Source organism: Microbacter margulisiae (assembly GCF_014192515.1).
GTDB lineage: Bacteria > Bacteroidota > Bacteroidia > Bacteroidales > Paludibacteraceae > Microbacter > Microbacter margulisiae.
In genome coordinates this window covers 1,063,040-1,078,549 of the sequence record NZ_JACHYB010000002.1, presented here as the reverse complement: position 1 = coordinate 1,078,549, position 15,510 = coordinate 1,063,040, and the positions used below count along the sequence as shown (strand labels likewise).

Here is a 15,510-nt window from a genome sequence, read left to right as displayed (position 1 = left end):
TATTCATGTTACTACATGCCCGTCTCACCTTTAGGATTTAACCAAAAGGACCACCACGTTCACTAGTAACAAAGAATTCGTCATAATTGTACTGTTTTGTTGGGACAAAGGTAATGCCATTTTTTGAAAATGCAACAATTTGCTATAAAAAACTTTGTTTGGCAATGAATTTCGTTTTTAAAGCTCTTGTTTTCTTTTAAAAGAGAATCAATTATATCGTTTTGATGAAAACAACAAATAGCGTTTTTTATATTGGCAATAGCATGAAATTAACTTAATTCATGAATGATGCCAAAATTTTCATTTGAATTTTCTGTTTGTTTTTCCCTGAGAAGCATAAAAAAAGAGGCCTTCTCTCACGAGGAAACCTCTTAACCAAGTATGGAAAAGTAATAATAACTTAACTTATTATTCGATGATTTTCATATCGTGAAGTACATTGTTCATTGTGCGTACAGCTGCGGCACTTTTTTCAAACAACGCTTTTTCTTCTTCGTCTAATTTCAGGTTTACAATGCTCTCCCATCCATTCTTTCCTATTTTTACAGGAACGCCCAAACAAATATCGTTTTGGCCGTACTCTCCTTCTAAATAGACGGAACATGGAATAACACGTTGTTCATCGTGAAGGATAGCTTTTACCATGAATGCTGCTGCAGACCCAGGTGCCATCCAGGCTGATGTCCCTAGCAATTTTGTTAAAGTTGCACCGCCTACCATTGTGTCTGCTACTACCTGATTTAATTTGTCTTCTTGTAATAATTCGGAAACAGAAACACCTTTGCAGTGTGCTAATCGTTTGAGAGGAATCATGGTTGTATCTCCATGTCCGCCAATTACCATACCATCAATATTGGAAGCGTTTGTGTTCAAAGCCTGACTTAAATAGTATACGAACCGAGAGCTGTCCAATACGCCACCAAATCCAATAACTCTGTTTTTGGGCAAATTGGATGTCTTGCATGTTAAATAGGTCATTGTGTCCATCGGATTGCTGATGATAATCAGAATAGCATTTGGCGAATATTCCAGTACATTGCTTACCACTTCTTTTACGATCCCAGCATTTACGCCGATTAGGTCTTCACGGGTCATTCCCGGCTTACGTGGTAACCCTGAGGTAATAACTACGACATCCGAGTTGGCTGTTTTACTGTAATCACTTGTTACTCCAATTAACTTACAGCCAAAACAGCGGGTAGGTTGGCTTTGCATAATATCCAAAGCTTTCCCTTCGGCATAACCTGGCTTGATATCGATTAATACAATTTCTGATGCTGCATCGCTGATTGTTAGTATGTTGGCACACGTTGCCCCTACATTCCCTGCTCCTACGATTGTTACTTTTGTCATAATTCTATTGATTTTATATGATTTGTTCTCTTTTTCTATTTAATGGCGGCAAAGTTACATGAGAAATATTTATTAGAGAATTATTTCCGTAATTATTTTCCATAAAAAAGAATAATCATTCTTTACTCGCCTAAATGTATTTGCTGAATTGTATTTAGTATATTGATATAAAAGGATATATGTGCTTTATTTGTTGGAGTTTTTGGATTTGAATGACTTTAGGGCTTTACGACATGAGTGCTGTTTATTTTCAGAACATAAACAATGGCTTGGATTGTTGAATAAAAAGCGCTATCTTTGCGGCCCAAAATCTGACGAATAGAATATAATCATATAAATTAAACAGCAATGAAAAGGACATTCCAACCATCGAACACTAAACGCAGAAACAAACATGGATTCCGCGAACGCATGGCAACCGCAAATGGTCGTCGCGTTTTGGCCGCACGTCGTGCCAAAGGTAGAAAAGTATTGACTGTTTCTGACGAAATGCATAAGAAATAACAAAAGTAATTTTGTTTTAAGGATACGGCAATCATGTCTTTTGTAGATATGATTGCCGTATTTTTTTATAGTTTCCAGCAAAGAAAGAAAGTCAGCTTGATTTATGAGGAGAATGTGTCTAAAATTAAATATTGCAAATTTTCTGGTGAAGATGCATTGTTGGTTTGCTAACCTCTGTATCACACAAACGTATCCTGTATTTAAAAAATAAAAACACATATGTAAGTAGTCACTTTTTTATTTTGTAAGTATCTGTTTTTTATATGAATAATGAATTTATTGTTACTCTAAGAATGTTGATTTAAATCCTTGTAATTTCTGTATATTCTTGATTTAATGAATGTATTTTCAAAGGAGGACAATAGTTTAACTTTGGAAGAATAAATAAGCAAGTGTTCACTTGATAAAGTTGATTTTTAGTAAATTCTCAGTCATGAAAAAGATAGTGCTTTTCAAATTTCCCTAGTCAAATTATTGAAAGTAAGTTCAAAATAAACTTAAAAATATTTTTTTGCTTATTTTGAATGGCATTTCTTGTGATTAAAGAAGTACATTTGCAGTGCGAGTACAAACTTATTTTACATATAATATTCTATGAACGATACATTAAAAGAGCTGACGGATAAAATTTATCTTGAAGGGGTTGAAAAAGGGAAAGAAGAAGCAGCCACCCTACTTGCTAAAGCCCGTGAGGATGCTATGGCTATTGTGGAAAAAGCTAAAGCAGAAGCAGCAGACATTGTACAGCAGGCAAAAAAAGATTCAGAAGAATTGGATAAGAATACCCGCTCTGAATTGAAATTGTTTGCTCGTCAGTCTGTTGAAGCACTTAAAACTGAGATTACAAACTTAGTAAATGGGAAAATTGTTAGTGATTCTATTAAGGCTGCACTCGCAGATAAGGAATTTATGCAGAAGGTAGTTTTGACCTTCGTTCAAAACTGGGCTAAGAAAGAAAATATAACAATAGAAACAGCTGATGCAAAGTCATTAAGCGATTATTTTGCTGCTAATGCCAAATCGTTACTCAACGAAAAAGTTGTTATTAAAGAAGTCAATGGACGCAAAGCTGACTTTACCTTGCAACTGGAAAATGGCAGTTACAAAATTAAATTCGGAGAAGAAGAGTTTGATGCGTATTTCAAAGAATTTTTACGTCCTAAACTCGTTGATCTTTTATTTTAATTATTCACAGTGATGTGCAAATCATTTGTAATAAACAAATTACAATGAGCAAATACTATTACCTTGTTGCCGGACTTCCTGAAGTAAAGCCGGATGATACAAAGTTATCATTATCTCTTAAAGAATTTAGACAAACATTGACTGAATCGCTTCCAACGCGGGATCTCGAATTGGTAAATCTTATTTTTGAAAAATACGAGGCTCAAAATTGGTTGGCTTATCTAAAAAATCAGGAGGCAGAATTAAATCCGGTTGGAAATCTGCAAAGAAGTGATTTTGACGATATTCTTACTTTATTGAAAGAAGACGAAGATTCTAAAATTAAAAGTACCCCTGCCTATTTTGCTACCTTCGCCCATGCCTTTTGGGAAGAGAAAATGCTTTTTGAATCACTTTCGTGGGAAGATCAGTTAATGACGCTTTACTATGAAAATGCACTTCAATGCAAAAATAAACTACTGCATCGTTGGTTTGAGTTTAATCTGAATATTCATAACTTGTTAGCTGCTTTTACATGTCGTAAGTTTGGATATGATATTCAAACAGCAATAGTTGGGAATAATGACGTAGCTACTATTTTACGTACGACGAATGCCCGTGATTTTGGGGTAAGTGATTTTTTTGAAGAGACTGATCTGGTAATTCGCATTGCAGAAATGACTGACTGGTTGGAGCGTGAACGCCGGATTGATTTGCTGAAATGGCAATGGCTTGAAGAACATACTGTATTCGAGTATTTTACATTGGAAGTTTTGGCTGTATACATCATCAAGTTGCAAATTATCGAACGTTGGCTGCCTTTGAAGAAAGAAACAGGAGAAACGGTATTTCAGGGAATAATCGATTCCTTGAAAAAGGATGTGAAGCTTCCTGAAATAGCTTAGCTAAATATTTCAACAAAAGCATTGCCATTCGAATAGAATAAATATGAAACAAAACAATATTGCATAAATATGTCAACAACAGGGAAAGTGAAAGGGATCATCTCGAACCTCGTAATTGTTGAGGTAGATGGACCAGTATCTCAAAACGAAATTTGTTATATTGAAACCGGCGACGCAAAATTAATGGCCGAGGTAATCAAAATTATTGGAGTCAATGCTTACGTGCAGGTGTTTGAAAGTACTCGTGGCCTGACTGTTGGTTCAAATGTTGAATTTGCCGGGCATATGCTCGAAGTAACACTTGGTCCTGGTTTGCTATCACGGAACTTAGATGGTTTGGAAAACGACTTGGACAAAATGGAGGGTGTTTTCCTTCGAAGAGGTGAATATACGTTTCCGCTTGACGAGAACAAATTATGGGACTTTAAGCCTTTAGCGAAAGCAGGCGACACGGTCGAAGCGGGAAGCTGGCTGGGAGAAGTAGATGAAAACGCTCAGAGTCACAAAATTATGGTGCCTTTTGTCATAGAAGGTTCTTATACGGTAAAATCCATAGCCAAAGAAGGACAATATAAGATTTTCGACACGATTGCTGTCATTGTGGATGCTCAAGGAAAAGAATTGCAAATAAATATGGTTCAAAAGTGGCCGGTCAAAAAAGCTATTACCTGCTACAAAGAAAAACCTCGTCCTTATCGCTTATTGGAAACCGGAGTTAGGATTATTGATACGGCAAATCCTATCGTGGAAGGTGGAACCGGTTTTATTCCAGGTCCCTTTGGTACCGGCAAAACAGTGCTTCAGCACGCTATTTCGAAACAGGCAGATGCCAATATTGTGATCATGGCTGCATGCGGTGAACGTGCAAATGAAGTGGTTGAGATTTTTGTGGAATTTCCTGAGTTGGAAGATCCCCATACGGGCCGTAAGTTGATGGAGCGAACCATTATTGTGGCAAATACGTCTAATATGCCTGTAGCTGCGCGTGAGGCTAGCGTGTACACCGCAATGACAATTGCAGAATATTACCGTTCGATGGGGTTGAAAGTTGTGTTGATGGCCGATTCCACATCGCGGTGGGCGCAGGCTTTACGGGAAATGTCAAATCGTTTGGAAGAGCTTCCTGGTCCGGATGCTTTCCCGATGGACTTATCTGCTATTATTGCTAACTTCTACGCACGTGCCGGTTTTGTCCATTTGAACAATGGAGCAACAGGATCGATTACTTTCATCGGAACAGTTTCACCTGCCGGGGGTAACCTGAAAGAGCCTGTTACCGAATCAACTAAAAAAGTGGCAAGATGCTTCTATGCTTTGGAGCAAAGACGTGCTGATAGCAAGCGTTATCCTGCTGTAAATCCTATTGAGAGTTACTCGAAATACATTGAATATCCTGAATTTGAAGAATATATTTCCACGCTTATTGCGCCTGACTGGATTGCTAAAGTGAATGAAATGAAGACTCTGCTTCAACGAGGGAAAGAAATTCAGGAACAGATCAATATTTTGGGAGATGATAGCGTTCCTATTGATTATCACGTTACGTTCTGGAAATCGGAACTGATTGACTTTGTGATTCTTCAACAAGATGCTTTTGATAAAATTGATGCTGTTTGTCCTATTGAAAGGCAGAATTTTATGCTTAATCTGATCATGGACGTTTGTCGTGCAGATTATCAGTTTAATAATTTCGTTGATGTAATGGATTATTTTAAACGGATTATTAATATTGGCAAGCAAATGAATTATGCTGAATTTCAGTCGGATGACTTCAAAAAATATATTCAACAACTCAATGAATTGTTAGCAGAACATCAGGTTTAATAAGGCAATCCATATTAAAAGAGATTATTATCATGGCTACAAAAGCATTTCAAAAGATATACACAAAGATCACGCAGGTCACAAAGGCAACATGTACGTTGAAAGCTGCCGGAGTTGGGAACGAAGAACTTGCTACCGTTAATGGCAAGTTGGCACAGGTTGTAAAAATTATGGGGGATGAGATTACTTTACAGGTTTTTGAAGGGACAGAAGGAATACCAACCAATGCAGAAGTAATCTTTTTAGGGAAGGCTCCAACTTTGAAGGTAAGTGAGCAACTTGCAGGGCGATTTTTCAACGCTTTCGGTGAACCTATTGATGGTGGCCCCGAAATTGAAGGTGAAGACCGTGAAATCGGTGGACCTTCTGTAAATCCTGTTCGCCGGTTACAACCTTCCGAACTTATTGCAACAGGGATTGCTGGGATTGATCTTAATAACTCATTGGTATCCGGGCAGAAAATACCATTTTTTGCCGATCCTGACCAGCCATTTAATCAGGTAATGGCGAATGTAGCTTTGCGTGCAAAAGCTGATAAGATTATTCTGGGGGGTATGGGTTTGACCAATGATGATTATTTGTACTTCAAAAACGTATTTAATAATGCCGGTGTACTTGACCGGATTGTCAGTTTTGTAAATACTACGGAAAATCCACCTGTGGAACGTTTGTTGATTCCTGATATGGTGTTGACTGCTGCTGAATATTTTGCTGTTGATCACAATCAAAAAGTATTGGTATTGTTGACGGATATGACGCTGTATGCTGATGCTCTTTCGATTGTATCGAACCGTATGGATCAGATTCCGTCCAAGGACTCCATGCCGGGTTCACTTTATTCGGATCTTGCAAAAATCTACGAAAAAGCTGTGCAATTCCCTGCCGGCGGTTCAATTACCATTATTGCCGTTACAACTCTTTCAGGCGGTGATATTACGAATGCCGTACCGGATAACACAGGATATATCACTGAAGGACAGTTATTCCTGCGTCGTGATTCTGATATCGGGAAGGTTATTGTTGATCCATTCCGTTCATTATCACGTTTGAAACAATTGGTAATCGGGAAGAAAACCCGCGAAGACCATCCGCAGGTAATGAATGCAGCTGTTCGTTTGTATGCTGATGCTGCTAATGCAAAAACAAAGCTTGAAAATGGTTTTGATTTGACAAACTATGACGAACGAGCATTATCTTTTGCAAAGGATTACTCTGAAACCATCTTAGCGATCGATGTTAATATTGGAACAGAGGAAATGTTGAATGAAACATGGAAACTGTTTTCACGCTATTTCAGGGTTGAAGAAGTAAATATTAAACAAGAATTTGTTGGTAAATATTGGAATCAATAATGTAAATTGCAACTTGACTTGTTGTTTTACTGAAGGAAAAATTCCAATTGAAAGAGTTAATTTAGATTGAATTTGATTCAAAGAAATGCTTTCATATTAATCGGATATGGCAATAACATTTCAATATAATAAGACATCGTTACAAAATCTCGAAAAGCAATTGAAAGTGCGTGTTCGGGCTTTGCCAACCATCAAAAATAAGGAGAGCGCATTACGTTCTGAAGTTAAACGTGCCAAGGACGACCTGAATCGCTTGACTGCAAAGTTTGAAAGTAGCATGAGAGCTTATGATCAGATGATAGCATTATGGGGAGAATTTGATGCGACTTTGCTTAAAGTGGAAGATGTAAAAATGACAGTGAAAAAAATAGCCGGTGTGCGTGTCCCTGTTTTTGATACAGTGGAATTTTCTGTCAAACCGTTTAGCATCTTTTCTTCTCCAATATGGTTTGCTGATGGGCTTACTCAGTTGAAGGAACTGGCACAAATGGGTATTGAACAAGAATTTATGGCTCAGAAACTGATGTTGTTGGAAAGAGCCCGCAAGAAAACAACCCAGAAAGTTAACTTGTTTGAGAAGGTACAGATTCCCGGATATGATGATGCAATACGAAAAATCAAGCGTTTCATGGAAGATGAGGAAAACTTGTCGAAGTCGGCGCAAAAGATTGTAAAGTCGCGTCAAGCAGCTGAGGCATCGAAGTGAACTTATTTTGACGATCGTTGAAGTAAAAACGAATTAGGATATGATAGTAGAAATGGAAAAATACACCTTTTTGGTGTACCACAAGGAATACACTGCTTTTCTCGAAAAATTACGGGAAATAGGTGTAGTGCATGTTGCACATAAGCCGGGTGGAGTTCCTGATGACGAAGCTTTACGAACAAATCTGCAACTGGTAGCAAGGCTTAAATCCGTACTGAAGATATTGGAAAAACGGATTGTTGAAAATCAACAATTTGAAAAAGCGGAAGCAGCTGACGGAATGCAAGTGCTCGAAAAGGTGGAAGGATACTTACAAGAGCAAGAGAAATTGAGTCAGCAACGTTTAGTCCTTGAAAAGGAAATTGAACGTATGACGCCTTGGGGAAGTTTCAGTTGGGAACGGATTCATCAACTTGAAGATCAGGGACTTGAGATCCGTTTTTATGGCTGCGTCTCGAGTAAATTTCAGGAAGAATGGAAGACTCAGTATCATGCACTTGAAGTGGCTTCGGTTAATTCAATGCTTTATTTTATCACCATCACTGCAGGCGAATCCTTCGAATTGGATGCTGATTTATTAAGGCTAAGTCCTAAAAATGTGGTTCAACTACAGGAAGAGTTGAGCTTACTTAAGGAAGATTATCAGAAAATTGACCAAAGTGTTACCGATTGCGTGAAGTTTATCGAATCGATCAAAGCAACGCAACATAAAGTTTTTGAGTCTGTTGATATGCGTCGTGTAGAATTGAATACTACGGCTGAAGCAGATAATTCGGTGATGATTTTGCAAGGATATGCTCCTACTGAAGATAGTGGCATATTGAAAGAAAAAATGAAAGAAGATGGTATTTTTTATTTGGCGGAGAAACCACTTAAAGAAGACCATCATGTGCCTGTAAAACTTAAAAACAGCAAGTTTATCAAACCTTTTGAATTTATCGGAAGTTTGTATGAATTACCGAATTATCATAAAACTGATTTGACTCCATATTTTGGTCCGTTTTATGCATTTTTCTTTGGGTTCTGTTTTGCTGATGCTGCTTACGGAATGTTGCTGGCCGGAGTGGGAATTTATTTCTACAGCCGTGTCAGAAAAGAGATGCAGCAAGTGATGAGGTTGCTTATTTATCTTGGAGTTTCCGCGTTTGTGATGGGGATTGTGACCGGTAATTTTGGAGGAATTGAATTATATGATATCAAAACAGCTTCACATTGGTATAAAGCGGTTGAGAATTTAATGTTGACCCCTGTGAAATTGTTCTATGCTTCCTTGATTGTCGGAGCTATTCAGGTCATTTTCGGCCAGTTTGTCAGGGCTATCAGCCGGATGAAGACAGATGGGTTTTCTCATACAATTTCTACCTGGGGTTGGCTGATTGTCGTCTTAGGTTCAGTAGGTATTTTAGGATTACAAAAAGGTGGAATGATTAGTCCCGAACAAGCTAAAATCCCTTATTACATTGTATTTGGGATAGGAGGCGTTTGCATCTTTATTTTGAATCATCCGGGGCATAACATTTTGATTAATATTGGCGAAGGCCTTTGGGATACTTATGAAAAAGCAACCGGTTGGCTAGGTGATGTGCTTTCCTATATCCGTTTGTTTGCTATCAGTGTGGCAGGTGCTGTGTTAGCCATTGTATTCAATAGTTTGGCGACGACAATGAGCGGAAGCACGCCTGTTGTAAGTCAGCTTGCGATGATCCTTATTTTGTTGTTTGGACACAGTATTAATATTTTTATGGCAATCCTGTCTTCGTTTGTCCATCCTTTACGTTTAACGTTTGTCGAGTTTTATAAGAATGCCGGTTTTGTTGGCGGAGGGAAAAGTTACAAACCTTTTGCCCGGTACAAAGAAGAATTCAAACTACTTTAATTTTCAATTGTTGGCACCGGTCGCCAGCACAAATCATTATCGAATTATTACCTAATCATTTATTAATTACTAAATTATTTTTTTATGGAACCTATTATGTTTGCTTACATTGGAATTGCTTTTTTGGTTGGATTGTCAAGCATCGGGAGTGCTTATGGCACTTCAATCGCCGGTAATGCGGTGATCGGTGCCTTAAAGAAGAATCCGGATATTTTTGGGAAAGCAATGGTACTTACAGCCTTGCCGGGTTCGCAAGGGTTGTTGGGATTCTTGGGATATTTCTTGATGAGTCCGTTTCTTGTTCCTCACATTACCATTTTTCAAGGTATTGCTATTTGTTTCACAGGCATTGCTGTTGGTTTGGTAGAGTTGCTGTCTTCAATCCGTCAAGGGCAGGTTTGTGCAAATGGTGCAAGCGCAATGGGTAATGGACACGAAGTATTTAACAATACATTGATTCTGGCTGTATTCCCGGAATTATATTCAATTATTGCAGTTGCTGCAGCTTTCTTGGTAAGCCTTTCATTAGGGACGCCTGCTATGTAATCCCTGTCAATTGCTGTAATGAAAAAGCCTGGACAAATATGTCTCAGGCTTTTTTGTTAGTGGGCAGTCAACATCTGTTCAAGGATGAGTAGGGATTCGGGACCCATGTTGAATAACAAATCGATGATACTGAGATTGGGAATGAATCCAAATTTTTTATCAAATACCTGATAATAAGATATCTCTTTGTAGTTTTGATCTGCCTGAAAAGGCTCTGTTGTAGGTTCTAACGAATAACGGAGATCGAGCACATCAGGAGCAACGTCTTTTTGAAAAGAGTCCGTGAAAGTTATATCAGGATTCATATCAAGGCAAGATAAGATAGCCTCTTGAAGAGCAATATCAAAATCGAACAGGAAGTCCCATTTTTTCTGGAAATAGGGCTCTATAGCGTCTCGATAATATTCAAAGAAAGGAGAAGAATTATAAGCTGCTTCAATAGAGCGCCAATGCAATATTTGCCACGGATTGTGGTCTGATAATCGGATATCCCTGATAGGGCATTTCCCCGGCATTGCTTTGTCGACAGGAATAGACAGAGGCATAGCTCCGTTGGCGGATAAAATCATACAACGGTTGCGATACGTTTGTTTGATGTAATTTTCATGCTGCTCAATGACCACCCGATTGCAGTTAAGCATTCTTGCATAATAATGTAGCGGTGCCAGATAGGCAACCGCTACATAAATATCGGAACAAAATTCCATGGAATAATATCCAAATAAATTATTTGATAGGTGTTTTTTCGAGGGCGCTAACGAGATAATCCCAGAACTTCTGAACGGAAGCAATTTCTACTTTTTCGTCCGGGGAATGAGGATGGCTGATAGTTGGCCCAAAGGAAATCATATCTAATCCCGGAACGGCAGCGCCGATAATGCCACATTCCAAACCTGCATGAATAACCTTCACCTCTGGTTCGGCATTGTAAAGCTTTTGATAAACATCTTTCATCGTATGCAAAATCGGGGAATCGAAGCGTGGCTGCCAGCCTGGATACCCTCCTGAGAATTCTACACTAGCGCCAGCCAACAGGAAAGTACTTTCAACCATGGAACAAATTTCTTCCTTCGTTGATTCTACGGAACTACGAATGAGAATATTGATAGCAACGGAAGTTGCATCAGTCTTTACTATAGCCAGATTGGATGAGGCTTCAACGACTTCGGGCATTTCCGGGATATTGCGTAAGACTCCGTTGTGGCAAGCTGTGACGCCATTGATCAAGTCGTCCTGAATCATTTCGGGCAAAAGACCTTCCGGCATTTGAGTTTCTTCAGCTGTTATGGAGAGTCCCGGATCAACAAGGGCATATTCAGCTTTTAGCAAGGCTTCTGTTTGCGCTACTAATTGCAGAAAGTCGGTGTGTCTTTCTTCAGGAATAGTCACGATGGCAAAGGCTTCCCGCGGAATAGCATTCCGCAGGTTTCCTCCTTCGAATGATGCAAGACGTGCGTCACATATTGCTACGGTTTTTTTCAATAACCGGAATAATAACTTGTTTGCGTTGCCACGTCCTAAATTAATTTCCAATCCTGAATGGCCGCCTCTTAAGCCTGTGAGACTAATTTTATATGCGACGTCTCCTTCGTAAATAGGATCCAATTCGTGGGTGAAAGTAACGGTCGCATCAATACCACCCGCACAACCGACATATAATTCTCCTTCTTCTTCCGAATCCAGATTGAGTAGGATTTCTCCCTGTAATGTTCCGTTTTTTAATCCTATCGCGCCATACATCCCGGTCTCTTCGTCAGCAGTAAACAAGGCTTCAATAGGGCCATGTTTTAAGTTATTCGCTTGTAAAACAGACATAATGGATGCCAATCCGATACCATTATCGGCACCTAAGGTTGTTTGATTGGCTCGCACCCAGTCGCCGTCGATAAAGGCATCGATCGGATCTTTTTCGAAGTCATGCTTAGTGGCGGCATTCTTTTGAGGAACCATATCCATATGAGCCTGCAAAATCACTCCCTTACAATTTTCCATTCCTGCAGTTGCAGGTTTACGAATGATCACATTACCGGCATCGTCAACAAATGTTTCGAGGTGCAGGGTTTTCCCAAAGTCAACCAGAAAGTTGGTGATGTCATCCCGCTTGCCTGACGGACGGGGAACCTGAGTCAGGGAATGAAAGTTTTGCCATACGGAATGAGGTTCTAATTTTTCTATTTCACGTGAAGGTGTCATACGCTAAAATTTTATGATTATTAATGTCCTAATGTAGATTGTTTATGTATAAATTTATTGTTGTTCAATATATTGAATAGCTGTCTGAATAATTGTGTCGATGCCTTTTGACATATCCGAAGCCGTCATGTCGACATGGATATCGGGCAAAATACCGAATTCGATGGTGTTCATGTTCGCATCGTACATTGGACAAGCAGAATAACGCACTGTCCATCCGTTAGGTAATTCACTACTCATTGGCAATCCGCCTCCACCGCCTGTTTGATCGCCAATGATGGTTACGTTTGGTAGCTCTTTCATCATGGATACGAACTCGTTGGTAGCGCTATAACATAACCGATTTGTGAGCACCACAACCGGTTTAGTTACCCAGTTGTCAATGACGGAGGTTGTTGCATAGGGTGTAATATATTCGGCTTCAGGAGTAGAAAAGTCGTCATGTCCCGGCCCTGTTTTATGACTTATATATCCATATTTCATGGTCTTTGTTGTAAAGCGGGAGGCGATGGCTTCAGCATACGTAAGTGTGCCACCGCTATTATCGCGTACATCAATGATTAATCCGTCGCATTTGGAGAGGGAGGCAATGATATAAGATAGATTGGCATTGGAAAAGCTATCTGTAAAATCGGGATAATAGATATATCCTACCCTGGTATTAGGGATTACGTTATAGTCGAATCCTCCGGCAATACGATAATTGCTTCCCAAGTAGCGGTTGCTGAAAATGATATTGGAATTAAAATTAGCCGGATAGTCCTGAAACCATGCCCAATAACGGGACATATTGAATGGAGCAGTCAGGTTGACGTGTCCGTCTTTAAGTTCGTTCAACATATTGCCACAAAGGTTGAAGAAGGTAACATCATTCAAAGTGTCCATTGTCTCAAGCCGGTGGCGGTACACAGTGCCGATGGAATCCCAGTTGATATGTTTTGTGGTGAAAAAACAGTAGTGTTGATCCATGATATTCCATAAAGCATTGAAATTCGTAGTATAATCATAAATGTCTTTAGGCGTGCTCACTGTCATCTGGCATGCCGAAAAAGAGATTGCCATTACCGTTACGGCTATTCCTTTCAACGCTCTGATGCACGAGCGGGCATATGTGATTTTATTGGTTGATATCATGGTAATTGTTTGGCATTTTCCGTTTCCCATGATCAAATACGGCGAAGTTTACGACAGCTCCAATTGAAAACGAAGTTTGCATAGTTTCGAAATGGAGGTCGTTTGCGTGATGCTTGTCATAGTCATGGTAAAAAGCGGCACGCAGTGTCCAGCTCTTGAACACAAAATCTGCCGAAAGTGCATTCTGGATAGCCAGATAATTGGCAGGTGTTGCCAGATGGATGATGTTCGCCCTTTGCTTGAGGGTAAAAATTTCATAATATGACTCACCGTATTGTGGCACAAACATCGCTCCAATCAAAGGAATCGTTACGTTATAATGCAACACGACGGGCAGCCTGCCAATGTGCCAGTCATACTGGGCGATAGCGGAGGCATTGAGTCTGGTGGAAAGATCTGCGGAATAGGGATTATTCCCGTTAGAAAAGCTGTATTTGTTGGCAAAGAAAATGTTCCAGATGCCTCCTGCCAGAATCTTTAGGTTAGGTGCAGGACGGAAATGATAATGAATGCCGACGCCGGGTTCCAGCGAAAAATAGAAAATGGAGTTGGTTGCTGCCGGGTTATGTACCATCCCTATTGACGACATCATAGACCACTGTAGCGACACATGTGTTGTTTTTAACGACAGATAATGCATGGACTGATAGTCGCCGCGAAGAATCGATCCGGAATAGACAAGGGGAGAAAGATATTCATCCAGTAAGTTAAGATGGCCATATCCTATTGTCCATGCGCTCGTCATGGTAGCATTGGGAGCATCTTGCGACATTCCTTGCCACGATGTGCATAGCAAAAGGATGGACCCCAGCAGGTAAATGCGCCACATAAGGGTTTGGTTTTTGATTAAAAAGCAAATGTACAAGAATTTCTGATTATTTGCTGTAAGATTAAGAAAATGCAACAAAAAAACGGTGTATGTAATAACAGGGGCGAATGAGCAGAAGGCAGGAATCAAATAACTGAATGACAAAAAAGCAAGAAGTTACAGGAAGATGAGAAGTTAAAGAAGTTATACCCCTCAATCCTTCAACCCTTGTTTGATTGTCTCCTGCCAAAGCTGGAGGAGAGATGGTTATTCTATTTTGTTTTTAGTCCCTTTTTTGAAAAGACAAAAAAAATGGAGAATGCAATTTGATTCTCCATTTTGAATACTAAATATTGGGGATTAGTACCGCCTTCTGTTATATCCGCCTCCGTTTCCGCCACGATTGCCATAATCATTGCTGGTTCTTTCAGGTCTGGGACGAGCAATACTTACATTGATCGTTTTTCCTTCAAAATTGGTTTCGTGCAGTTCGTCAATAGCCATTTGGCCTTCTGATTCGCTGGGCATTTCAATAAACCCAAAACCGCGGGATCTTCCCGTTTCTCTATCCTTAATAATATTAGCGGAAGACACTTCTCCGTAATTTTCAAATAATTCCTGTAAGCTATCACTTGTTGTGTTGTAGCTTAGATTTGCAACATAAATGTTCATTTTTTTTCTGTTTTTGTTGTTGTTAATTCTCTTCTTTTATAATGGTGATTTTTACGGCATTCATACCTTTTGGGCCTTGTTCCAATTCAAAAGTAACCAGATCTCCTACAGCAATAGTCGCCGGGGCACCGCTAATATGAAAAAAATATTTCTCCGTACTGCTGAGGTTCTTTATAAAGCCATAACCTTTATCCCCGTTGAAGTGTTCCACACGACCTTTCAGCGCAATTTCCTCTTGTTCTTCCCTTTTGGGCGTGGAAATTGCTATGGTTTCTATATCTATTCCCTTTATTCTACTCGGGTCCGGAGGCGTACTGGTAATAACTCCATTTTCATCCACATACGCAATCATATCATCAAACGATTTACTCCCGCTGCTGATTTTACGGTTCTCTTTGCGTTTTTGCTTTTCTATCTTTTTCTGTTCTTTCTTTTTTTCTATTTCTCTCTTATTCACGGAAATGAGTTTAACT

At 39.4% G+C, this 15,510-nt stretch carries 15 protein-coding genes; 8 read left to right on the top strand and 7 right to left on the bottom strand.

Annotation, left to right across the window (positions count from 1 at the left end):
• Window positions 1-408 precede the first annotated feature (408 nt).
• Window positions 409-1,353, bottom strand: coding sequence for a malate dehydrogenase (locus tag FHX64_RS13460; RefSeq protein ID WP_183414360.1), 945 nt, complete (start codon window positions 1,351-1,353; stop codon window positions 409-411).
• 348 nt (window positions 1,354-1,701) lie between these two features.
• Between FHX64_RS13460 and rpmH the strand changes: the two genes are divergently transcribed.
• From rpmH to FHX64_RS13420, 8 genes are all read left to right on the top strand, one after another.
• Entirely contained in the window at window positions 1,702-1,857 is a 156-nt protein-coding gene (gene rpmH, locus FHX64_RS13455; RefSeq protein ID WP_183414359.1) for a 50S ribosomal protein L34, read from the top strand.
• Window positions 1,858-2,451: 594 nt separating this feature from the next.
• Window positions 2,452-3,042, top strand: a complete 591-nt coding sequence (locus tag FHX64_RS13450) for a hypothetical protein (RefSeq protein WP_183414358.1) — start codon at window positions 2,452-2,454, stop codon at window positions 3,040-3,042.
• 44 nt (window positions 3,043-3,086) lie between these two features.
• Window positions 3,087-3,926: a DUF2764 family protein gene (locus FHX64_RS13445; RefSeq protein ID WP_183414357.1), complete on the top strand. Its 840-nt coding sequence runs from the start codon at window positions 3,087-3,089 to the stop codon at window positions 3,924-3,926.
• 69 nt (window positions 3,927-3,995) lie between these two features.
• A complete protein-coding gene (locus FHX64_RS13440) occupies window positions 3,996-5,750 on the top strand; it encodes a V-type ATP synthase subunit A (RefSeq protein ID WP_183414356.1) in 1,755 nt (584 codons plus the stop codon).
• 32 nt (window positions 5,751-5,782) lie between these two features.
• Complete coding sequence (locus FHX64_RS13435; RefSeq protein WP_183414355.1) at window positions 5,783-7,102, top strand: V-type ATP synthase subunit B; 1,320 nt, start codon at window positions 5,783-5,785, stop codon at window positions 7,100-7,102.
• Window positions 7,103-7,208: 106 nt separating this feature from the next.
• Window positions 7,209-7,808, top strand: a complete 600-nt coding sequence (locus FHX64_RS13430; RefSeq protein WP_183414354.1) for a V-type ATP synthase subunit D — start codon at window positions 7,209-7,211, stop codon at window positions 7,806-7,808.
• A 40-nt stretch (window positions 7,809-7,848) separates the two neighbouring features.
• Window positions 7,849-9,684, top strand: coding sequence for a V-type ATP synthase subunit I (locus tag FHX64_RS13425; protein ID WP_183414353.1), 1,836 nt, complete (start codon window positions 7,849-7,851; stop codon window positions 9,682-9,684).
• Between the two features lie 84 nt (window positions 9,685-9,768).
• Window positions 9,769-10,230 (top strand): V-type ATP synthase subunit K, encoded by a 462-nt coding sequence (locus FHX64_RS13420; protein ID WP_183414352.1) that lies wholly within the window; start codon window positions 9,769-9,771, stop codon window positions 10,228-10,230.
• Window positions 10,231-10,286: 56 nt separating this feature from the next.
• Here the strand turns inward: FHX64_RS13420 and FHX64_RS13415 are convergent, their stop codons facing one another.
• From FHX64_RS13415 to FHX64_RS13390, 6 genes are all read right to left on the bottom strand, one after another.
• The gene (locus FHX64_RS13415) at window positions 10,287-10,937 is read right to left on the bottom strand and encodes a WbqC family protein (RefSeq protein ID WP_183414351.1); all 651 of its coding nucleotides are present in this window, start codon (window positions 10,935-10,937) and stop codon (window positions 10,287-10,289) included.
• A gap of 19 nt (window positions 10,938-10,956) precedes the next feature.
• A complete protein-coding gene (locus FHX64_RS13410; RefSeq protein ID WP_183414350.1) occupies window positions 10,957-12,423 on the bottom strand; it encodes an aminoacyl-histidine dipeptidase in 1,467 nt (488 codons plus the stop codon).
• Between the two features lie 54 nt (window positions 12,424-12,477).
• The gene (locus FHX64_RS13405; protein WP_246392489.1) at window positions 12,478-13,557 is read right to left on the bottom strand and encodes a S41 family peptidase; all 1,080 of its coding nucleotides are present in this window, start codon (window positions 13,555-13,557) and stop codon (window positions 12,478-12,480) included.
• Entirely contained in the window at window positions 13,541-14,386 is an 846-nt protein-coding gene (locus tag FHX64_RS13400) for a DUF3316 domain-containing protein (RefSeq protein WP_183414349.1), read from the bottom strand. The genes FHX64_RS13405 and FHX64_RS13400 overlap by 17 nt, the downstream gene beginning before the upstream one ends.
• Window positions 14,387-14,725: 339 nt before the next feature.
• Window positions 14,726-15,037, bottom strand: coding sequence for an RNA recognition motif domain-containing protein (locus FHX64_RS13395; protein ID WP_183414348.1), 312 nt, complete (start codon window positions 15,035-15,037; stop codon window positions 14,726-14,728).
• A gap of 22 nt (window positions 15,038-15,059) precedes the next feature.
• Complete coding sequence (locus FHX64_RS13390) at window positions 15,060-15,500, bottom strand: cold-shock protein (RefSeq protein ID WP_343053522.1); 441 nt, start codon at window positions 15,498-15,500, stop codon at window positions 15,060-15,062.
• Window positions 15,501-15,510: the final 10 nt, after the last annotated feature.